The sequence below is a fragment of the Streptomyces sp. E2N166 genome (assembly GCF_003671715.1).
Taxonomy (GTDB): domain Bacteria; phylum Actinomycetota; class Actinomycetes; order Streptomycetales; family Streptomycetaceae; genus Streptomyces; species Streptomyces thinghirensis.
The window spans coordinates 1,527,002-1,547,736 of sequence record NZ_RAIF01000032.1 but is presented as its reverse complement, the minus strand read 5'-3'; the positions used below and the strand labels follow the sequence as shown (position 1 = coordinate 1,547,736).

Annotated in this window: 21 protein-coding genes; 11 read left to right on the top strand and 10 right to left on the bottom strand. The window is 72.5% G+C overall.

Features of this window, described 5'->3' with window-relative positions; genetic code table 11:
* The first annotated feature begins 91 nt into the window (after positions 1–91).
* Complete coding sequence (locus EBH09_RS33930; protein ID WP_121750642.1) at positions 92–976, top strand: LysR substrate-binding domain-containing protein; 885 nt, start codon at positions 92–94, stop codon at positions 974–976.
* 25 nt (positions 977–1,001) lie between these two features.
* On the top strand, positions 1,002–1,517 hold the full coding sequence (locus EBH09_RS33925) for a DinB family protein (protein WP_121750641.1): 516 nt from the start codon (positions 1,002–1,004) through the stop codon (positions 1,515–1,517).
* Here EBH09_RS33925 and EBH09_RS33920 read toward each other — a convergent pair.
* Together EBH09_RS33920 and EBH09_RS33915 are read right to left on the bottom strand one after the other, a co-directional pair.
* Positions 1,499–2,596, bottom strand: a complete 1,098-nt coding sequence (locus EBH09_RS33920; protein WP_121750640.1) for an adenosine deaminase — start codon at positions 2,594–2,596, stop codon at positions 1,499–1,501. The genes EBH09_RS33925 and EBH09_RS33920 overlap by 19 nt on opposite strands.
* Positions 2,597–2,662: 66 nt before the next feature.
* Complete coding sequence (locus EBH09_RS33915; RefSeq protein ID WP_121750639.1) at positions 2,663–3,067, bottom strand: VOC family protein; 405 nt, start codon at positions 3,065–3,067, stop codon at positions 2,663–2,665.
* A 126-nt stretch (positions 3,068–3,193) separates the two neighbouring features.
* Here EBH09_RS33915 and EBH09_RS33910 point away from each other — a divergent pair, with 126 nt between their 5' ends.
* The gene (locus EBH09_RS33910; RefSeq protein WP_121750638.1) at positions 3,194–3,652 is read left to right on the top strand and encodes a pyridoxamine 5'-phosphate oxidase family protein; all 459 of its coding nucleotides are present in this window, start codon (positions 3,194–3,196) and stop codon (positions 3,650–3,652) included.
* 123 nt (positions 3,653–3,775) lie between these two features.
* Here EBH09_RS33910 and EBH09_RS33905 read toward each other — a convergent pair whose 3' ends face one another.
* The 4 genes from EBH09_RS33905 to EBH09_RS38100 all read right to left on the bottom strand — a co-directional run bounded on the left by EBH09_RS33905 (position 3,776) and on the right by EBH09_RS38100 (position 7,605).
* Complete coding sequence (locus tag EBH09_RS33905) at positions 3,776–4,693, bottom strand: aldo/keto reductase (RefSeq protein WP_121750637.1); 918 nt, start codon at positions 4,691–4,693, stop codon at positions 3,776–3,778.
* Positions 4,694–4,705: 12 nt separating this feature from the next.
* Positions 4,706–5,596 (bottom strand): glycoside hydrolase family 19 protein, encoded by an 891-nt coding sequence (locus EBH09_RS33900; RefSeq protein WP_121750636.1) that lies wholly within the window; start codon positions 5,594–5,596, stop codon positions 4,706–4,708.
* Between the two features lie 263 nt (positions 5,597–5,859).
* Positions 5,860–7,182, bottom strand: coding sequence for an aldehyde dehydrogenase family protein (locus EBH09_RS33895; RefSeq protein ID WP_121750635.1), 1,323 nt, complete (start codon positions 7,180–7,182; stop codon positions 5,860–5,862).
* A gap of 255 nt (positions 7,183–7,437) precedes the next feature.
* Positions 7,438–7,605 carry a hypothetical protein gene (locus EBH09_RS38100; protein WP_193776677.1) on the bottom strand — a complete coding sequence of 56 codons (168 nt, stop codon included), beginning with the start codon at positions 7,603–7,605 and terminating at the stop codon, positions 7,438–7,440.
* Between the two features lie 195 nt (positions 7,606–7,800).
* On the opposite strand from EBH09_RS38100, the gene EBH09_RS33885 reads away from it, so the two are divergent.
* A complete protein-coding gene (locus EBH09_RS33885; protein ID WP_121750633.1) occupies positions 7,801–8,241 on the top strand; it encodes an SPW repeat protein in 441 nt (146 codons plus the stop codon).
* A 137-nt stretch (positions 8,242–8,378) separates the two neighbouring features.
* A complete protein-coding gene (locus EBH09_RS33880; protein ID WP_121750632.1) occupies positions 8,379–8,648 on the top strand; it encodes a GlsB/YeaQ/YmgE family stress response membrane protein in 270 nt (89 codons plus the stop codon).
* A gap of 13 nt (positions 8,649–8,661) precedes the next feature.
* Here EBH09_RS33880 and EBH09_RS33875 read toward each other — a convergent pair whose 3' ends face one another.
* Positions 8,662–9,618, bottom strand: coding sequence for an NAD-dependent epimerase/dehydratase family protein (locus tag EBH09_RS33875; protein WP_121750631.1), 957 nt, complete (start codon positions 9,616–9,618; stop codon positions 8,662–8,664).
* Between the two features lie 69 nt (positions 9,619–9,687).
* Positions 9,688–10,095, bottom strand: coding sequence for a hypothetical protein (locus tag EBH09_RS33870; RefSeq protein ID WP_193776676.1), 408 nt, complete (start codon positions 10,093–10,095; stop codon positions 9,688–9,690).
* Between the two features lie 197 nt (positions 10,096–10,292).
* On the opposite strand from EBH09_RS33870, the gene EBH09_RS33865 reads away from it, so the two are divergent.
* A complete protein-coding gene (locus tag EBH09_RS33865) occupies positions 10,293–10,784 on the top strand; it encodes a nucleoside deaminase (protein WP_121750630.1) in 492 nt (163 codons plus the stop codon).
* Between the two features lie 123 nt (positions 10,785–10,907).
* Here EBH09_RS33865 and EBH09_RS33860 read toward each other — a convergent pair whose 3' ends face one another.
* A complete protein-coding gene (locus tag EBH09_RS33860; RefSeq protein ID WP_121750629.1) occupies positions 10,908–11,615 on the bottom strand; it encodes a chaplin in 708 nt (235 codons plus the stop codon).
* 264 nt (positions 11,616–11,879) lie between these two features.
* On the opposite strand from EBH09_RS33860, the gene EBH09_RS33855 reads away from it, so the two are divergent.
* From EBH09_RS33855 to EBH09_RS33840, 4 genes are all read left to right on the top strand, one after another.
* Positions 11,880–13,484 (top strand): alpha/beta hydrolase, encoded by a 1,605-nt coding sequence (locus EBH09_RS33855; protein ID WP_121750628.1) that lies wholly within the window; start codon positions 11,880–11,882, stop codon positions 13,482–13,484.
* 71 nt (positions 13,485–13,555) lie between these two features.
* Positions 13,556–14,650, top strand: a complete 1,095-nt coding sequence (locus tag EBH09_RS33850) for a chemotaxis protein (protein WP_121750627.1) — start codon at positions 13,556–13,558, stop codon at positions 14,648–14,650.
* A 114-nt stretch (positions 14,651–14,764) separates the two neighbouring features.
* Entirely contained in the window at positions 14,765–15,850 is a 1,086-nt protein-coding gene (locus EBH09_RS33845) for a Gfo/Idh/MocA family oxidoreductase (protein ID WP_238697522.1), read from the top strand.
* Positions 15,851–16,055: 205 nt separating this feature from the next.
* Positions 16,056–17,378 (top strand): SpoIIE family protein phosphatase, encoded by a 1,323-nt coding sequence (locus EBH09_RS33840; protein WP_121750626.1) that lies wholly within the window; start codon positions 16,056–16,058, stop codon positions 17,376–17,378.
* A 47-nt stretch (positions 17,379–17,425) separates the two neighbouring features.
* Here the strand turns inward: EBH09_RS33840 and EBH09_RS33835 are convergent, their stop codons facing one another.
* Positions 17,426–18,940 carry a hypothetical protein gene (locus EBH09_RS33835; protein ID WP_121750625.1) on the bottom strand — a complete coding sequence of 505 codons (1,515 nt, stop codon included), beginning with the start codon at positions 18,938–18,940 and terminating at the stop codon, positions 17,426–17,428.
* Between the two features lie 301 nt (positions 18,941–19,241).
* Between EBH09_RS33835 and EBH09_RS33830 the strand changes: the two genes are divergently transcribed.
* The gene (locus tag EBH09_RS33830; RefSeq protein ID WP_121750624.1) at positions 19,242–20,384 is read left to right on the top strand and encodes an aminoglycoside phosphotransferase family protein; all 1,143 of its coding nucleotides are present in this window, start codon (positions 19,242–19,244) and stop codon (positions 20,382–20,384) included.
* The last annotated feature ends 351 nt before the right edge of the window (positions 20,385–20,735 follow it).

Sequence of the window (20,735 nt, the reverse complement as noted above, 5' to 3'; positions counted from 1 at the left end):
TTGGGCGGAACCGTGTCCCACTCTGTCGTGACCTGCGGGCAGTGGTCCAACAGAAGAATCCGATGGAATTGTGCGGCTACGCTTCTCAGTCATGGAACTGCGTCATCTCCAGCACTTCGTGGCGGTCGCCGAGGACCAGCACTTCACCCGCGCGGCGGAACGGCTGATGGTGTCCCAGTCCGGCCTGTCCGCGTCCATCCGGGCGCTGGAGCGTGAGCTGCGGGCACCGCTGTTCGTGCGCACGACGCGCCGGGTGACGCTGACGGAGGCGGGGCGGGCACTGCTGGGCGAGGCCGAGCGGATCCTGGCGCAGGTACGGTCGGCGCACGAGGCGGTCGCCGCGGTGCAGGGAGTGCTGCGGGGCACACTGTCGCTGGGCAGCGAGCAGTGCATCGCCGGGGTGCCGGTGGCGGGGCTGCTGGCCGCGTTCCGCGGGCGGCATCCGGACGTGGAGATCCGGCTGCGGCAGGCGGGCTCGGGCGAGCTGGCGGATGAGGTCGCGGCCGGGCGGCTCGACCTGGCCTTCGCCTACCGGACGCAGGCGGACACCGACCAGCTGCGCTCCGTCTCGCTGGCCGGCGAACCGATGACCGTGCTCTGCCATCCCGACCACCGCCTCGCGGCCGACGGCGCCGCGCTGACGCCGCACGATCTCGCCGACGAGGTCTTCGTCGACTTCCACCCGGACTGGGGCCCGCGCCGCGTCACCGACACCACCTTCGCCGAGGCGGGCGTACGGCGGACCGTCGCGCTGGAGGTGAACGACGTGCACGGTCTGCTCGACCTGCTCGACGAGAACCTCGGCATCGCCGTCGTACCGCGCCACTTCCGGCACAAGCGGGCCTCGCTCACCTCGCTGCCGCTGAAGGACTCCCCCGAGACGGCGTACGAGACCATCGCGCTGCTGCCACCGGCCGAGGCCACCAGCCCGGCCGCGCGGGCGCTGATGGGGCTGCTGGAAACGGGGGGCGGGTGAGCGCGGACTGCGCGATGGTGGACGCATGCATGCGAAGGACATCCTCATCGAGGGCTACGGCCGCATCCAGGAAGAAGTCCATGCCGCCGTCGAGGGCCTGGACCCCGGCGGCCTGAACGCCCGTCCCGCCGACGACGCCAACTCCGTCGCCTGGCTCGTCTGGCACCTCACCCGCGTCCAGGACGACCACGTCGCGGACGCCTTCGGGCTCGACCAGGTGTGGCTGAGCGGCGAGTGGGAGAAACGCTTCGGCCTCGGCCTGCCCCGCCACGACACCGGATACGGCCACAGCTCCGCGGAGGTCGCGAAGGTGCGGGTCGACTCAGCCGGCCTGCTGACCGGATACTACGACGCCGTGCACGAGCGGACGCTCGGCGCCCTGCGCTCCCTGGCCGCCAAGGACCTGGAGCGGATCGTGGACGAGAACTGGGACCCGCCGGTCACCCTGGGCGCCCGGCTGGTGAGCGTCCTGTCCGACGATCTCCAGCACGCCGGACAGGCCGCCTATGCGCGCGGGCTCCTTCAGAGCACCGCTTCGTAGCCCGGCAGGACGACGTCCTCGATCAGGGCCCGGCGCTCGTCGAAGGGGATGAAGGCGCTCTTCACCGCGTTCACCGTGACCGTGCGCAGGTCCTCGGCCGTCCAGCCGGCCTGCTCGACCAGCAGGGACATCTCACGGGTCATCGTCGTGCCGGAGACGAGGCGGTTGTCGGTGTTGAGGGTGACGCGGAAGCCGAGGTCCTTGAGGGCCGTGATGGGGTGCTCGGCGATCGAGGTGGCGGCGCCGGTCTGGAGGTTGGAGGTCGGGCACATCTCCAGGGCGATCCGGCGGTCGCGGACCCAGCCGGCGAGCCGGCCGAGCTTGCCCGCCGCGAGGTCCGGGATGTCGTCGGTGATGCGCACGCCGTGGCCGATGCGCTGGGCACCGCACACCTGGAGCGCCTGGTGGATGCTGGGCAGGCCGTGCGCCTCGCCGGCGTGGATGGTGAAGGGCACGTTCTCGCGGCGCAGGTGCTCGAAGGCGTCGAGGTGGTCGGCGGGCGGGAAACCGTCCTCGGCGCCCGCGATGTCGAAGCCGACGACACCGGCGTCCCGGAAGGCGACCGCGAGGTCGGCGGTCTCGCGGGTGCGGTCGAACATCCGCATCCCGCACAGCAGGGTGCCGACGCGCACCGGAGTGCCCGCTGCCGCCGCCTTGGCCATGCCGGCGGCCAGGCCCTCCTGGACGGTCTCGACGACCTCGGCGAGGGCCAGTCCGCCGCTGGTCATCAGCTCGGGGGCGTAGCGGACCTCGCCGTAGACGACGCCGTCGGCGGCGAGGTCGAGGACGTACTCCTCGGCGGTACGCAGCAGGCCCTCGCGGTTCTGCATCACGGCGAGGGTGTGCTCGAAGGTGGCGATGTAGCGCACCAGGTCGCCGGAGTTGGCGGCCTCGTAGTACCAGGCGGCCAGCTCGTCGGGATCGGCGGTGGGCAGGGTGTGGCCGACGGCCTGGGCCAGCTCCACGACGGTCGCGGGGCGCAGACCGCCGTCGAGGTGGTCGTGCAGCACCGCCTTGGGGAGGCGGCGGAGGGTCTCGATGTCCATGCGGGTCCGGGTGTCTATGCGCGTAGATGCCATGTGCGGTCGTTCCTCGGCGGGTCGTCGGGCGGGGGGTACTGGGCAGGGCCGGCGGTGCCGGACAGGTCAGGAGTCGGCGGGCTGGAGCAGGTCCCAGCGGTTGCCGTACAGGTCCTGGAAGACGGCGACCGAGCCGTAGGGCTCGTACCGGGGCTCCTCCAGGAAGGTCACGCCCGCGGTCGCCATGCGGGCGTGGTCGCGGGCGAAGTCGTCGGTGTACAGGAAGAAGCCGACGCGCCCGCCCGTCTGGTCGCCGATCCGGGAACGCTGGGCCTCCCCCTTGGCGCGGGCCAGCAGCAGGGCGGTGCCCGGTGCCGCGCCCCCCTCGCCGCCGGGTTCGACGACTACCCAGCGGGAGCCGTCGGGCCGTGGCGTGTCCTCGGCGAGGCGGAACCCGAGGGCCTCGGTGTAGAAGCGGATCGCCTCGTCGTAGTCGTCGACGACGAGGGTGACCAGGGCGATGCGTCTCATCGGGGCCTTTCGGGGACGGGCGATTGACGGGAGAGGTTATACGTAAAACCCACCGCGGCGCCAGTCTCCGGTCCTACGTCTCGGGCCCGAGGCGCGGGGCGCGGCCCGTCCACTACCGTCACGGCCATGAAGATCACCGCACCACCGCGCGAGCCCCGGCAGCGCAAGCAGGACGTGCTGGACCGGCTGGAGGGGGAGATGGACATCTGGGTGGCCACGGCGGACGCCGAGGGCCTGCCCTGCATGGTCCCGCTGTGGTTCGTGTGGCACGGGGAGTCGGTCTGGCTGTGCACCCGGCTCACCAACCCGACCGGCCGCAACCTCCGCGACGGCGGCCGGGCCCGGCTGGCGTTCGGGCACACCCGGGACGTCGTGCTGATCGACGGCGAGGTGGAGACGTTCGGCCTGCGGGAGGCGCCGTCCGCGGCGGCCGGGGCGTTCCTCGCGAAGACCGGCTGGGACCCGCGCGAGGACAGCGCGTCGTACGCCTGGTTCCGGGTGCGCCCGCTCGCGGTGCAGGCCTGGCACGAGCAGCGCGAGCTGAAGCAGCGGCACATCATGCGGGACGGCGCCTGGACCGAGTAGCGCGCATGCCCGTGCGGGCGCCGCACGGTCCGGGCGCCTCAGCCCGCGGCCCGCAGCCGGCCCAGGCACCTCAGCCACCAGCCCGCGCCCCGCGCCCCGCGCCCCGCGCCCCGCCCAGGCGTCTCAGCCGGTCCGGGCACCGTCGAGGCGCGTCAGCTCCTCCCCGGTGAGCCGGAGGGCGCCGGCCGCGACGTTCTCGGCGAGGTGATCGGGGTTGCCGGTGCCGGGAATGGCCAGGACGCCCGGCCCCTGGTGCAGGGTCCAGGCGATCCTCACCTGCGCGGGGCTCGCGCCGTGCGCCCGGGCCACCGTACGGACCTCGTCCTCGTGGGCGGTACCGGCGCCCTGCGGTCCGGCCTCGCCGGCGATGGCGTAGAACGGCACGAAGGCGATGCCCTGCTCACGGCACAGGGCGAGGAGTTCGTCGGTGGTGGGGTCGTGGAAGCCGAGGCCGTAGCGGTTCTGGACGGAGACCACGGGGGCGATGGCCTGGGCCTCGGCGAGGTGCCGGGGCTCCACGTCGGAGATGCCGAGGTGGCGGATGAGGCCCGCCTCGCGCAGTTCGGCGAGGGCGCCGAAGTGCTCGGCGATCGAGTCCTGCCGCATGCGGCGCAGGTAGACGACGTCGAGGTGGTCCCGGCCGAGTTGGCGCAGGTTCTCCTCGACGTGGGCCCGCAGGTCCTCGGGCCGGGCGGAGGTGCCCCACTCCCCCGACCAGTCGCGGTACGGGCCGACCTTGGCGGCGATCACCAGGTCGTCGGCGTACGGCGCCAGCGCGCTGTTGATCAGCTCGTTGGCGGAGCGCAGGGAGGAGAAGTAGAAGGCGGCCGTGTCGATGTGGTTGACGCCGAGTTCGACCGCCCGGCGCAGTACGGCCAGGGAGCGCCCGCGGTCACTCGGCGTGCCGAGGTGGAAGGCGGCGCTGCCCGTCAGCCGCATCGCGCCGAAGCCGATGCGGCGGACGGGCAGGTCACCGAGGCTCCAGGTGCCCGCGGACTCCGCGGTGATCGTTTCCGAGGTCACCGGCGGAGTCTCGCACACATCGGGGACGGCTCAGCAGTAGAGGTTGCCGCCAGGTGAGACGCCGAGGATCTGGCTGAACTGCTGGTACTTGGAGACGCGGCTCTGCACCTGTGCGGGGTTCTTGCCGTCGCACTCCAGGGAGCCGTTGATGGAGCGGATCGTCTGGCCGAAGCCGGCGCCGTTCACCATGGCGTTGTGCCCGGTCATACTGCCCGGCCCGGACTGGGTGTTCCAGTACCACAGGGCGGTCTTCCAGGCGACGGCCGCGTCGTTCTGCACCAGCCAGGGGTTGTTCAGCAGGTCGATGCCGAGCGCGTCGCCCGCGGCCTTGTAGTTGAAGTTCCAGCTGAGCTGGATCGGGCCGCGCCCGTAGTAGGCGGCCTGGCCGGCCGGGCAGCCGTAGGGCCGGCCCCAGTCGCAGTAGTGCGGGTAGTTGGCGGTGTTCTGCTCGACGATGTGCACGAGTCCGCCGGTCTCGTGGCTGACGTTGGCGAGGAAGGCCGCGGCCTCCTGCTTCCTGGTGGTGTCGCTGCCGGTGTTGGCGAAGCCCGGGTAGGCACTGAGCGCGGCGCTCAGACCGCTGTAGGTGTAGAAGGAGTTCCTGCCCGGGAACATCTGGTTGAACTGGGCTTCGGACACCACGAAGTTGCCGACCGGAGTCTCCGAGCCGCCGTCGCAGGCGTACGGCTCCCAGTACCAGGTGCTGATGAGCGGGTCGTAGCCCGGGTTGGCGTGCTCGGCCCGGTAGGCCTTGCCGTCGGTGTAGCGGACGATGTCGCCGGCGTTGTAGTTGGCGTCGGCCGACCAGGCCGGGTAGCTCGAACACGCGGCGGCGGACGCCTGGGTGGCGGGCAGGATCACGGGCACGGCTCCCGCGAGGGCGAGCACGGTCACCAGGGCGGACATACGGCGCCTCGACACAGGTCTGCCTCCTTCGGCGGAGCACGGCCGCTCCCGCACAAGGGCAGGACGGAGCGGAGCCTTGTGCGCGCGTGCCGGACGAACCGGCCACGGCGTGGGGGGCGGCCGTGGTGGGGGGGTGTGGAGGCATACTCAACCGCGTTGGTCTGTACCAGTCAAGGGTGTAGTCCACGCCAACCCGGCCGTTTCCCGGCCGGGTTGGCGTGGACTCTTCGGGCGGTCGGCTCGGCGGGCCCTCGGGCTTCTCCGAGACCGCGCGCCGGTCAGCTCAGGGGCTTCTTCAGGACCGCCTTGCGGTGGCTGAACGTCTCGATGGAGTAGCGGCCGTGGTAGTTGCCCATGCCGCTCTCCCCCACGCCGCCGAACGGCAAGTCGGAGACGGTGAGGTGGGCGAGCGGCAGCCCGTGGCCGAGACCGCCGGAGGACGTCTCGGCGGCGAACCGCTCCCGGGTCGTGTCGGACTCGCTGAAGACGTAGAGGGCCAGCGGCTTGTCGCGGTCGTTGACGAAATCGATCGCCTCGTCCAGGCCGGACACGCTGACGATCGGCAGGATCGGGCCGAAGATCTCCTCCCGCATCACCGGAGCGTCGGGGGCGACGTCGGCGAGCACGGTCGGCGCGATGTACTTCTCCGCCCGGTCACTGCCGCCGCCGACGACCACCCGGCCGGAGTCCAGCAGGCCGGTCAGCCGGTCGAAGTGGCGCTCGTTCACGATCCGCGCGTACTCCGCGGACCGCGCCGGGTCGGTCCCGTACAGTCCCTCGACCGCGCGGACCAGCGCCGGCTCCAGGGCGGCGGCGGTCTCCGGGTCGGTGAGGACGTAGTCGGGGGCCACGCAGGTCTGGCCGGCGTTGAGGAACTTGCCACCGGCCAGCCGGGCGGCGACGACGTCGAGGTCGGCGTCGCGGTCGACGAACGCCGGTGACTTGCCGCCGAGTTCGAGGGTTACCGGGGTGAGGTGCTCGGCGGCGGCGCGCATGACGATGCGGCCCACGGTTCCGTTGCCCGTGTAGAAGACGTGGTCGAAGCGCTCGGCGAGCAGGGCCGTGGTCTCGGGGACGCCGCCCTCGACGACGGCCACGGCCTCGGCGTCCAGGTACCGCGGCAGCAGGCGGGCCAGCACGGCGGAGGTGGCCGGGGCCAGCTCGCTGGGCTTGGCGACCACCGCGTTGCCGGCGGCCAGGGCGCCGACCACCGGGGCGAGCAGGAGCTGGGCCGGGTAGTTCCAGGGCGCGATGACGAGGACGACGCCCAGGGGGTCGTACTGCGTCCAGGCGGTGGCGTCGGCACCGAGGTGCGCCGGGACGGGGGCCGACTCGGGGCGCAGCCAGTCGGCGAGATGGTCGAGGGTGTGGTCGATCTCGCGCACGGTGAAGCCGATCTCCGTGCGCTGCGCCTCGGCGGCGCTCTTGCCCAGGTCGGCGTGGAGCGCGGCCTCCAGGTCGGGGCCCTTCTCCGTGAGGAGCTCGCGCAGCCGGCGCAGCTGTGCGGTGCGCCACTCGAAGGGCTTGGTACGGCCGGTGCGGAAGGTGGCGCGCAGCCGGGCCACGACGTCGGCGGGCTGCTCGGGGGCGGGGTGGTTCACTGTGTGCCTCGCTGGTGGGGAATCCGGTGACGGACACCGACTGGACGACTGAACGGCTGGAAACAACTGGATGTAGTTGCCAACCTTTCAGGTGCCCAAATACATTCCCGGGCCACGGCACCGGTTTCGCGTGCGCCGACGGCGGAGGGTCGTGGCCGGAGGCGGACGCGCGACGGGCCTCGACAGCCCGACACGGACGTGACGAGGAAGGGTGTTCGGCGGGGAACGCCCAACGCCCCCTCCCCCGGCCCCCGTTCAGTCCTCGTCGCGGGCCGGTACGACCACCAGGAAGGCGTCCGACCGCAGGTCCATCACGACGGTCGCGGCCTCGCCCTGCGCCCGACGGCGTGCGGCGCACTCCTCCGCCGGCCACGATCCGCGCGGCGACCCCGCTGGAAATCGTTCCAACACCTTCGCGTCCATAGCGGCGGCCACCTCCACTGCCCCTGTGTCCGTTCATGCTCTCCTGCCCGAGCGTTTGCCCGCGATGCGCATGGACATGTCCCGCTCGCCCACGACTACACATAAGGGAGAAATAAGAGCAGAATGGACGTATGCGGCGTTACCGCACACCGCGACCAGATCGATCAAGGCCCGGTAAGTCAAAGGAGACGACTCATGGCCAACGTCTCGCACACCCGAGGTGACCTCTCCAGCCACCCCGACGCTCCGGAAATGCAGGCGCGCTACGCCCGCATGCTCGGCGGTCGGGATGTGGCGCTCGTGGACGGGCCGGTGTTCCTGCTCGGCCTGTACTGTGCCGTGTCCCCGTGGATAGTCCACTTCACCACGAGCCAGCCCTCACTGGTGGCCCACAACCTGATCATAGGAATCGCCATCGGCCTGCTGGCCCTCGGCTTCACCCGAGCCCCGGAACGCATGTACGGCCTCAGCGGGGCGATGTGCGCGATGGGCATCTGGATGATCATCTCGCCCTGGATCGTCGGCACCAACCCGGACGCCGGCGTCATCTGGAACAACATCATCATCGGCGCCCTGACCCTGGCCCTGGGCGCGGTGTGCGCCGCCACGGCGGCGAAGACCATGCGCAAGCCCTAGACACACGGGAAGGGAACACGTCGGGCCGGCCCGCCCTCGCGGGCCGGCCCGCGCCGCGCCCCGGCGCCCCGACGGACTGCGCCCGCCCGCAGCGGGCACACGCACCGCTGCGGGGGTCTTGACAAGAAGGGGCGGAGATGGACATCGACGGCATCATCAGTGCCATCGTCATCGGAATCGTCATCGGCGTCCTGGGCCGACTCGTCGTCCCGGGCCGCCAGCGCATCGGGGTCCTGTGGACGATCCTCGTCGGCATCCTGGCCGCGCTGATCGGGTCGTGGATCGCGACGGCGTTCGACGTGGGCGACACCGACGGCGTCGACTGGGTCGAGTGGCTCATCCAGATCGGCCTGGCCGCGGTCGGCGTCGCCGCGTTGGACCGGTCGCGGCCGAGCAGGCGCCGCTGAGCACGCGGGGCCGTCACCGGCTGCCGAGCCACTCCTCGTACCAGGCCACGGTTGCCTCGACGGTGTCGGCGAGCGGCTTCGGGGCCACCCCGTAGGAGCGCTCGAAGGCGGCGGAGTCCATTATCTGGGGTTCCGTGTGCTGGTAGAACATCTCCGCGTACTCGGCCATGAACCGCTCGTCGAAGGGGCCGCCGGGGCGGGGCTCCGCGAGCACCGTGACGTTCAACGGCCGGCCCACGCGCTTCTCGATCATCGTGTGGATCTCGCGCGTGCTGACGGCGGGCGCGGTGGGCAGGTGCCAGACTCGGCCGTCGCCCTCCGGTCGCTCACCGAGCGTCGCGAGACCGGACGCCACGTCCCGGATGTCCGTGTAGCTGTGCGGCAGGTCGATGTCGCCGAACGCCAGAACCTCCCCGCCGGTGAGCGCGCCCGGGAAGACGGCGGCACCCAGGGACGAGTTGAGTACTCCGGGACCGACGAAGTCGGCGCTGCGGCCGAGGGCCACGCGGGCCCGGCCGGCCCGGTGTGCGGCGAGGTACCGCTCGTCGAGTTCCGCGCGCATCCGCCCCTTGCGGCTGGTCGCCTGCCAGGGGCTGTCCTCGGTCATCACCGCTCCCCCGGTCTCGCCGTACGGGTACAGCGTGTCGAGTACGACCAGCCGGGCCCCGGTCGTCCCGACGGCGGCCAGGACGGCTGCCTGGACGCGGGGCATCACCTCCGTCTGGAGGTGGTAGCCCACGTTGACGCAGTGGTACACGACAGCCGCGTCACCGGCCGCGGCCCGGGCCCCGTCGGCCGTGCTCACGTCGGCGGCGAACCGCTCGACGCCCTCGATCGCGGGACCGTCGCCCTTCCGGTCGACGAGACGGACGGGATACCCCCTGCGGACCAGCTCACGAGCGAGTCCGGTACCGGCGGGGCCCGACCCCAGGACGGTGTGCGGGGCGTACGGCTGCGGGGCGGCGGACATGAGGGGCCCTCTTCTCTTCGTCTCCTTCGCACGGACAGCGACAAGTTCCGCTACCCGCACTCGCTTTAGTTAGAGACTGTAACTCTCGCGATTGGTCATAGCAATGCGTTGTCGGAGACGTTCGGGGTGCTCCACGTCGGCCAGAGGCTTCGCCGCGGCTTCGGGGGACTCCACCGGGAGGTGGTGGCCGCCCAGGTCGACGAGCACGATGTCGAGGCGGTCCCCGTAGCGGTCGATCGCCTCCTGCGCCACCAGGTCGCGAATGGCGAGCACGGCGACCGGCTGCTCCGTCTCGCGCAGCGCCGCGTCCGTGTCCCCGCGCACCAGGCCCTCGATGGCACGCAGGCCCGCGGGCTGCCGTACCGCGACCATCTTCTCGACGTAGGCGTCCACGACAGCCGGGTCGGTCCCGGCCGGCGCCCCCTCGACGAGGCCGCGCACCGCCGCGGTGAAGTCGCCGCGGAACATGCCCGGCATGGCGTCGGTCCGTTCCTCGTTCCGCGCCGGGAACAGGGACGCTGCCGGTAGATCGGTTAGAGCGGGGACGGCACACTGGAGGCGGCCAGGAAGGCGACGAAGACGGCGGCCGCGACGGTGAAGGCAGCCCCGCGCAGTACACGGCGCGTGCCCGTCGGACGGCGGATACAGCAGAGTCGACAGGAGGGTCGTACACCATGGTCGTGAAGGAAACGGAGCTGCCGTATCTGCGCCGTTGCGTGGAACTGGCGGCCGAGGCACTGGACGCCGGCGACGAGCCGTTCGGGTCGGTGCTGGTCGGCGCGGACGGCACGGTGCTGGCCGAGGACCACAACCGGGTGGCCTCCGGGGACCGCACCCGCCACCCGGAGTTCGAGCTGGCGCGCTGGTCGGCCGCGCACCTCGCCCCCGGGGAGCGGGCCGCCGCCACGGTCTACACGTCCGGCGAGCACTGCCCGATGTGCGCCGCCGCGCACGCCTGGGTGGGTCTTGGACGCATCGTGTACGTCGCCTCGTCGCGGCAGCTCGGTGAGTGGCTGGCGGAGCTGGGCGTCCCGGCACCGCCCGTGCGGACGCTTGCGGTGCGGGAGGTGGCGCCCGGCGTGCCGGTGGCGGGCCCGGTACCGGAACTGACCGAGGAGATCCGCGCCCTGCACCGCCGTTTCCACGAGGGACGGGCCCGGGTGTAAGGGGTCACGGACGACGTCACCGAGCGGTCCCTGCCACGCCCGGCGGCGTCGCACGTGTCCCGACGGAGCGGGTCGCCCCGGCGACGCGCTGTCCGGCGCCCCGGGACGACCGTCCGCTCTCGGTCAGCTCCCGGCCCTCGGCCGGAACCGCCGGTAGAGGACGACTCCGCCCAGCACGAGCGCCGCGCCGCCCGCGAGAGCGGGCAGGGTCTGGTCCGTCCCGGTGTGGGCGAGGGACGCCGACGCCTGCGGCAAGGCGGCGTGCGGGACCGGCTTCGGTCGGGCGCGCTCGCGCTCCTCCTCGGGTGCGGACGGCTCGGGCTCCGGCTCCGCGGGGGGCCGCTCGGTCTCGGGGCGGTCGCCGGAGGTGTTCGTCGACTCGTTGCCGACGGCCGCGTTGCCGATGCCGACGACGTTGACGCTGTTGCCGGTCACGTTCACCGGGAGGTGGACCGGCAGCTGCACGCCGTTGCCGGAGAGCACGCCCGGTGAATCCTTCGCGCCGCCCTCGGCTGCCGCACCGCCGGGCGAGCCGGTGCCCGCGGAGGAGCCCGTCCCCCTGTCGGTCGCACCGGCCCCCTCGGTGTTGGCGCAGCTGTTGCCCGCGGCCGGGTTGAGGAGCCCCACCACGTTCACCGTGTTGCCGCAGACGTTGACCGGCACGTCCACCGGGAGCTGGACGGTGTTGCCCGAGATCAGCCCGGGCGATCCGACGGCGGCACCGTCGGCGGAGGCACCGTCGGACGCGAACGCCGCGAATCCCGGCATCGTCACGGCCAGCGCGCCGGAGGCGGCGACGGCGAACACCGCGTTTCGGGTAACCCTTCTCATGAGGTTCCCTGCCTTCCAGACATGGTCACGGGCGCTCGCCCGCACCGGTTAAAACGCGGGCGCACCATCCGAGTTATGGCTTATAGGTCTTTCACTCCATCGAGTGGCCGTTTTGTCGAACGAGCGGCAAAGCGTCCGTACGCCCGCCGAGGGCCCCTCCCCCGTGCGACCGGGCCGCCGCCCGGAGGCGAGGTGAGCGAGGCCCGCTTATGGTGATCGAGGGCGCCGACCACCGGTCCGCGACGGGGCGTCCGGGAGGCATCGATGCAGGCCAAGCTGTCGACTCGGCCCTCGGTCCGGCGCTGCGCGGTCACCGGAGCGCTCGGGCTGGCCCTGCTGTCCACGGGGCTGCCGGCCGCGACCGCACGGAACACCGGGCCCGACCTGTCCCGGTTCCACGACCAGAGGATCGAGTGGTCGGCGTGCGAGGGCATGGACGTACCGAAGGACCTGCAGTGCGGGAAGGTCACCGTCCCCCTCGACTACGACCACCCCAAGGCCGGAACCCTTGACCTGGCTCTCGCCCGGTACCGGGCGACGGGTGAGTCGCGGGGCTCGGTGCTGCTGAACTTCGGCGGTCCGGGCGGCTCCGGCGTCAGCGAACTCTCCGCCGGCGGCAAGGACTTCATGCATCTGACCAACGGCTACGACGTGGTGACCTTCGATCCCCGCGGCGTCGGCCGGTCCTCGCCGGTCACCTGCGGCCCGGCCACGCTGGACATCGTGGAGGCGACGGACGGGGACGAGAAGCTCACCGACCCGCGGGACGTACTGCGGCGCCTGCGGGAGGCGGCGGCCGAGTGCGCGAAGCACTCCGGCCCGGTGCTGCCCCACATAGGCACGGTGAACGCGGCGCGCGACATGGACGTGATGCGCCGGGCGCTCGGTGACGACCGGCTCAACTACCTCGGCTTCTCCTACGGCACCCGATTGGGCGCGGTCTACGCCGCCCGCTTCCCGGACAAGGTCGGCCGGATGGTGCTGGACGGCGTGGACACCCTGACGGAACCGCTGGCCGAGCAGGGGCTGACCGGCGCGCGGGGGCAGCAGACCGCTCTGGAGAACTTCCTCGACTGGTGCGTGGAGGACATCGCCTGCCCGTTCGGACAGGACGCCCGGCAAGCCCGGCGCCATGTCGAACAGGTCATCGCCTCACTCGACGCGGACCCGGTGCCGACGGGCTTCGGCGAGCCCTTCTCCGGACAGGACATGGTGGGCGCCATCGGTCAGGCGCTGTACAGCGAGGAGCTGTGGCCCACGCTGGAGCGGGCGCTCGCGCAGCTGCTCGAGGACGGCGACACCCGCGGCCTGGAGGGCTTCGTGTCCGGCGGCGTCACCTTCCCGGTCCGCGCGCGGACTCCCGCGGACACCGGCGGCGGCCTCACCGACCCGGAGGACGTCCCGATGGACAACCTGCCGGCCGCCCTGATGGCGATCAACTGCGCCGACGACCCCGACCGCCCCACCGCCGACCAGGTCGCGGGGTCCCTGGAGCGGCTGCGCGCACGGTACGAGGAGGCGTCGCCGGTCTTCGGCCGGTACCGCCTCACGCAGGTGCTGATGTGCCACGGCCGGCCCAAGGGCACGGACTACATCCGTGACGACGTGAAGGACCTCGACACCTCGAAGATGCTCCTCGTCGGCACCCGGGGCGACCCGGCCACGCCGTACCGCTGGACGGTGGAGACGGCGGAGCGGCTCGGCCCCGCGGCGGTGGTCCTCGACAACAAGGGCGAGGGGCACACCGGCTACGCGTCCTCCGAGTGCGTGCACCGCAAGGTCGACGACTTCCTGCTGTACGGCTCCCTGCCGCCCGACGGCAGCTCCTGCGGCTCCGAGGGCTCCCGGACCTCCCGGGACGACGACTGAACCGGAAGGCGTGACCGAGATGGCGAATTGCTCCGAATGCCCGATACGCCCATCAGTTCTATCGTGCTGACATGGAGCACGATCTGAGTCCCGCCACCCTCGCCGAACTGCGGCGCCCCCGCCCCTACCCGGCCGTGTCGGTGCTGACCCCGACGCACCGTCGCGAACCGGACAACGCCCAGGACTCCGTCCGGCTGCGCAACGCGGTCGCCGAGGCCAAGAAACAGCTGCAGGACGATCCCGCGGTCACCCGCGAACGGCGCATGGAGGTGTCCCGGGAACTCGACCGGGCCCTCGCCGAGGTCGATCTGACACACGCCGAGGACGGCCTGGCGCTCTTCGCCGCGCCGGGTGAACACCAGGTCTGGACGCTCGCCCGCTCCGTCCCCGAGCGCGTGGTCCTGTCGGACACCTTCCTGACCCGCAACCTCGTCGCCGCGCAGGCCGCCGAGCGGCCGTTCTGGGTGCTGTCGGTCGCCGCCGACCGCGTCAGGCTGTGGAGCGGGGGCGCGGGCCGGGTCGTCGAGGACCGCACCGGCGGATTCCCGATGGACCGGCCGCCGCTGGACTTCGACCCCGAACGCCAGGAGCGGATCGGGGACGCGCCCAGCACCTTCCGGGACGAGACCACCCGCCGGTTCCTGCGCGACGCCGACACCGAGATGGGCCGGGTCCTGCGCGCGCATCCCCGGCCGCTGTACGTCACCGGGCCGCAGCCCGCGCTCTCCCTGCTGGAGGAGACCGGGAACACCGTGCGGGACGCGGTCCTCGTCCCGCACGGGGGCCTCGCGCACGGCACGGCGGAGGCCGTGTGGCAGGCGGTGCGGCCGGTCCTCGACGACGAGGCGCGGGGCGCCGTCGAGGCCGTCGCCAGGGAACTGGACGCGGCCCGCGGACGCAAGGACTTCGCGGCCGGCGTCGACGAGTTGTGGGAGAGCGCCCACGCCGGCCGGGTCCGGCTGCTGGCCGTCGAGGAGAACTACAAGGTGACGATGCGCGACGACGGTGAGCACCTGCTCCCGGCGGACAGCGGCGACCTCGACGCCCGCGAGGACATCGTGGACGAGATCGTCGAGCAGTGCCTGGAGACCGGCGCCGACGTCCGCTTCGTGCCGGACGGCGCCCTTGGGGAGGTGGACGGAATCGCGGGGGTGCTGCGGTACTGACGCCGGCCGCCGCGCCCCGGCAGCTCCCCCCTCTTGACGACCATGAAACCCTGTTCGCCGTACCGCACCCGCCCTCGGCGGGTGTGCGGCGGACGGGGAAGGAGCCGGCGGAGCGTGAGCGAACTTCTGGGTGTGGCGGTCCTGGGCGCGGGACACATGGGCGCCGATCACGTACGACGCCTCGACCGGGTGGTGAACGGCGCCAGGGTCGCCGCGGTGGCGGACCCCGACGCCGAGCGGGCCAAGGAGGCCGTCGGCGGGATCGACGGGGTCGTCGTGCACACGGACGTCGAGGCCGCGATCGACGCGCCGGGCGTGGAGGCCGTCCTGATCGCCTCGCCGGGCGAGGCGCACGAGGAGGCGCTGCTGGCCGCCTTCGCGCGGGGGCTGCCGGTGCTGTGCGAGAAGCCGATGGTGCCGGACTCCGCCGGAGCGCTGCGCGTGGTGGAGGCGGAGGCGCGGCTGGGCCGGAGGCTGGCGCAGATCGGGTTCATGCGGCGGTACGACGCCGAGTACCGGAAGCTCAAGTCGCTGCTGGACGGCGGGCGGCTGGGCCGGCCCCTGATGCTGCACTGCGTCCACCGCAACGTGTCCTCGCCGCCGCACTTCACCTCCGCGATGCTGGTCACCAGTTCCGTCTCGCACGAGATCGACGCGGCCCGCTGGCTGCTCGGGCAGGAGCTGACCGCGGTGACCGTGCTCCGGCCGCGCCCGTCGGCGGGCGCGCCCGGGGGGCTGCTCGATCCGCAGTTCGTGCTCTTCGAGACCGAGGGGGGCGCGCTGGTCGACGTGGAGATCTTCGTCAACTGCGGCTTCGGCTACGAGGTGCGCTGCGAGGCCGTCTGCGAGGCGGGCGGCGCCCGGATCGGTCAGGCGCACACCATGGTGGTGACGGCGGCGGGCGGCGCCCGGGAGGAGGTGCCGCAGGACTACCTCGTACGCTTCGCCGACGCCTACGACCGCGAGGTGCAGAGCTGGGTCGACGCGACCCGGCGGGGCCGGGTCGAGGGGCCGGGCACCTGGGACGGGTACGCCGCCGCCGCGGTCGCCGAGGCGGGGGTGCGGGCCCTGGAGACGGGTGCGCGCACACCCGTCGACCTGGCACCCCGCCCGGCGCCCCCCGACCCGTCATGGAACAGGGGTCCTACGAACACCAGGACGACGACGCCACCGGCCTCCGACGCCCGTCAAGTCCCGTAGGCGACCTACGACTTGACCCTCGGCTCACGTACGCCGTTCATGTGCCGAAGTCGCTCGGGGAAGACTGTGGCATATGCCCGAAGCACCACCGTATCGTGTGTCGCCAAATCCCTTACGGGGCGTCGCGGGCTGTGCCACAGTCGTAACGGTCCTTGCGCCAGCCTCGTTCCGCCTTGGTCGTACCGCCTGCACATCGGAGTGCGTCATGTCGTCCCATCTCTCCGCGGACCACCCGGCCGCCCAGCCACCGGGACACGGCTCGGTCGAGGCGCTGATATCGCAGGCCCGGCGGCTGCGCGGCGACGTGGACGCGGTACGGCGGGACAGCCAGGACGACGGAACGGACCCCCGCGGACGCTGGCAGCGCGCTCTGTACGACCTGGCACTGCACCAACTCAGCGACATCGACGCGCACTTGGCGCAGCTCCGGGACGGCCCGGCACCCGCCCCGCGACCCGGTTCGCTGCTCAGCCGGGTCGGCAGCGCGGAGTGGAACCTGCTGACGGACGAGGCCGAGTGGTCCGGCGAGCTCTTCCAGATCCTCGGCCGCGACCCCGCCACCGCTCCGCTGAGCCTCGACGAACTGCCGTCCCTGGTACTCCCCGAGGACCGGCCGAAACTGACCGCGATGGTCACGGACTGCCTGGTCGACGCGCGGCCCATCGACGGCGAGTTCCGCGTCGTGCGCCCCGACGACACCGTGCGTACCGTGCACATGATGGGCGAGCCCGTGCTCGACGCCGACGGCAGCACCGCCTCGATGTGGGCGGTACTGCGGGACGTCAGCGAACTGCGCCGCAGCCAGCGGGCGGTGAGCGAGACCCGTGACTCGCTCCGCCGCCGACCGCTGTCCGCGGACACCGGGCAACGGGCCGCGGTCGAACCGCGGGAAGCCGTGCCGCCGCCCTGGCACGGCCTCCTGCGGTTCCCGCACGAGGGACGGCCGGGCCTGGACCTGGCCGCCGGTTACCTGCCGTCGACGGCCGACGCCCCCGGGTGCGGCGCCTGGTACGACGCGTGCCCGCTCGCCGGCGAGGAGACCCTGCTCAGCGTCGGCGACCTCGTCGGCCCGGGCGCCGACGCGGCGCTGGCTCCGGCGACACTGATCGGTGCCCTGCGCGGCCTGGCGACGGCGGGTGTCCGGCCCGCGCACCTCCAGGACCGACTCGACCGGTTGCTCGAGACCACCACCCTGCCGCCCGTGCGCTCCGCCCTGTACTGCGGTTACCGGCCCCGTGCCCGCGCCCTTGCGTGGGCGCACGCCGGGCACCCCGTCCCGCTGCTGTTCCGCGACGGGACGGGGCGCGGACTGGCCGGGCAGGCCGAGGCGATCCTCGAAGCCGGTGACCTGTTGCTCCTGCACACCGGCGAACTCGGGCCGGCAGACCTGCGTCGGCTCCTCTCCCTGTCCCCCCGCCTGGCCAAGGTGCGCTCGGCGCGGGACGGCGTACGGTTCGTGACGGAGGAGCTAGACGACTCCCCGCGCCGGGCGGACGCCTGCGTGCTGGTGGCCCGGGTGACGCCTTAGCCGACGTGCCGCACGGACAACGCGTCGCTCGGACAGCGCGTCGCGCCCTACGCCGGAGCGATGTCGCCGCCCCTCCCCTTGGGTGACCTGCCGGGCGACTTGCCCTTGGGCAGCGCCAGTTTGATCTCCTCCCGCAACTCCTGGATCTTGGGGTAGCCGGCGTACTCGGCGGTGAGCCGGTACATCTGGCGCAGTCGGTCCCAGGTGCGCTGGGAGGAGTTGGACCCCATCGACACCAGGGCGAGGCGCGCGTAGCGGTCCGCCTGCTCGGGGTCGTCGGCGATGAAGCAGGCGGAGGCCATGGAGAGATAGTCGAAGATCTTCGACCGCTGCCGGCCGTCGATCCTCAGTGCCAGTGCCTTCTCCGCGTAGTGCTGCGCGTGCGCGGCGGCCCCCGGCTCGAAGTCGGCGAGCGTCCGGTAGGCCAGGGCCTGCATGCCGTACAGGTCCTCCTCCTTGAACGTCTGCATCCAGTCCGGCGGCGGCACGTCCGCCTTGTCGGAGACGAAGAGGTCCTCGGCCCGCCCCAGGGTGCGGCGCATCGCCTGGCCCTTGCCCATGGAGGCCTGTGCCCAGGCCTCGATGGTGTACAGCATCGCCCGAGTGCGCGGCAGCACCTCTTCGCCCGAGCCGGACTTGGCGAGCTTCATCAGGTCGAGCGCGTCGTCGGGCCGGCCCAGGTGGACCATCTGGCGGGCCGCCCGGGAGAGCGCCTCGCCGGCCCGGGGCCGGTCACCGCCCTCGCGCGCGGCATGGGCGGCGATGACGAAGTACTTCTGGGCGGTGGGTTCCAGGCCGACGTCGTGCGACATCCAGCCCGCGAGGACGGCGAGGTTGGCGGCGACGCCCCACAGGCGCCGCTGGAGATGGGGTGGGTGGTGGTAGGCGAGCATGCCGCCCACCTCGTTGAGCTGGCCCACCACGGCCTTGCGCTGGAGCCCGCCGCCACGGGCGGCGTCCCAGGCGCGGAACACCTCGACCGAGCGCTCGAGTTCCTCCACCTCCTGCGACCCGACGGGGGCGGCCTCGTAGCGGTCGAACCCGGCGGGGTCGGCGTGCAGGGGTTGGCGGAGGTCGGGAGCGTCGGCAGCCAGGGCCGGGTCGGTGTGCAACCAGTCGTGCATGGCGCTGCTGAGTGCGGATCCCGCGGCGAGCGCGGCGCCCGCGCCCACCAAGCCGCGTCGGTTGAGCATGAGGTCCATTCCCGTGAATTCGGTGAGGACCGCCGCAGTCCGCTCGGGCGCCCACGGCACACCGTCGGGATGTTCCTCGCTCCCGCCGCCCTGCCGTTTCCCCGCACGCCCGTGCCGGACCAGACCGAGGTCCTCGATGGTCACGACACGGCCGAGACGCTCGGTGAACAGAACCGCCAGCACCCGCGGCACCGGATCGCGCGGGATCTCTCCCATGTCGATCCATCTCCGCACCCGCGAGGTGTCGGTCGCCAGCTGGGGGTGGCCCATGGCCGCCGCCTGCCGGTTCACCAGCCTCGCGAGCTCGCCCTTGGACCAGCCGGCCAGGCCGAACAGGTCCGAGAGACGGCTGTTGGGTTCTTTGCTCACGTCAAGCCCCCAGGTTCTCGGCTGAGTTGACAGTAGCCCCGTGCGGGTTGCCGGGCGACTATTCGCCACCGTTCGCCAGGGTGCGCCAGATGGTGTGCCACGGGCGGCCGGGTGTCAGGTAGGAATGCGCCACCCCGACCCGGTCGCCGTGGGGTTACTCCCCAGGGTGGCCCTCGCCGGCCGGGCGGGTAGCGCGACGGCTTTCAGAAGGCGGGACCTTCCGGATCGGATCCCGGATCGACCGGACGGGCACCGCGCTTCAGGCAGGCACAGCAGGCACACGAAGGGATCTGTCTCGCCCATGTACGCAGCATCGTCCTCCGTGTCCGCCCCGCAGCGTTCGCTGCACCCCCGTCCGGCGGCGGGCGGCGGCCCCTATCTCGCCCCCGCACGTCCGGCGGCCCCGGTGCTCGGGGCCGGCAGGGCGCGGCGCGGCACGGTCCCCGGCACGCAGCCGCTCAGCGGAAGAATCGACCTGTCCGGCCCCCAGGGCACCCAACTGCGCACGGCGATCGCCTCCGTGCACCGGATCTGCCCGGAGTTCGCCCCGGTGCAGGTGCTGCGCCGCAGCGGGCGGTCCGTGCTCCTGGTCGGTACGACCGGGCGAAACACGGCGGTGGCCAAGTGCTTACTGGACCACTCCCCCGCGTGGGCGGAGCGGATCCGGCACGAGATAGGGGCATACCGCTCGTTCGTCCGGCACCGCCCCCCAGTGCGCGTGCCGAGGCTGATCGCAGCGGACCCGGACAACTGCACGCTGGTGATCGAGCGGATGCCGGGGCGGGTGGCGGCGCTGCAGCGCCACCCACTGGAAACCCCGCCGCGGGCGGACATCAGGGCGGCGCTCGGCGCGATCTGCCGGCTCAACGCCTGGCGGCCGCCCACGGGCACCTTCGACGCCCCGCTGGACTACGCGGCGCGGATCTCCCGGTACCACGAACTGGGTCTGCTCACCGATCGGGACCTGGGCGACCTGCAGAAGCTGCTGCACGGCATCGCCCATGCGGGCGGACGCCAGGGCATGGGCCAGTTCTGCCACGGTGACGCGCTGCTGTCCAACATCCTCATGTCACCGGCCGGTCCAGTGCTGGTGGACTGGGAGCACGCGGGCTGGTATCTCCCCGGCTACGACCTGGCGACCCTGTGGGCGGTCCTCGGTGACGCCCCGGCGGCCCGCCGTCAGATCAGCCAGATCGCCCAGTCGGCGGGGACGGCCGCGCGCGACGCGTTCGTGGTGAACCTGATGCTCGTGCTGACCCGGGAGATCCGTACGTACGAGACGGCCGTGCAGCGTTCGATGCACGACACCGCTCCGACACCACAGGCGCCGGCCCAGCCGGGCGCCGCGCCGACCGGCGAGGAACAGCGGCTGCTGCTGCGCCGGCTGCACGACGACTGCCAGCTGGCCCGCCGGGCCGTGCGCGCGGCGGTCGGCACGCGCTGACGGGAGCGCCGGTTCCAGGAGGCGACGGTCCGCGGTGTGCCCTTCAGGGGCGCACCGCGGATTTCGTGTGCCCGGGCACTCGCAGCGGCCATTGGTGTACGCCACTGACGCCGCGCAGGCCCGTGCACCGCCGTCGCGAAACTCGCCCGACCCCCTGCTGACATGGGAAATCGCCGTCACGACGGCATGATTGACGGATCGTAGGACCGCCGGGTACCACTGACCCACGCTCGGCCCCGCGCGCCCCGCCACGCCCCACCGTCACAGGAGGCCGCTTTGCGAGGTTCCCCCGTCGTGCCCGCCCTGGCCACCGCGGCGCTGCTGCTGCCGCTGCTCGGCGCGGCACCGCCC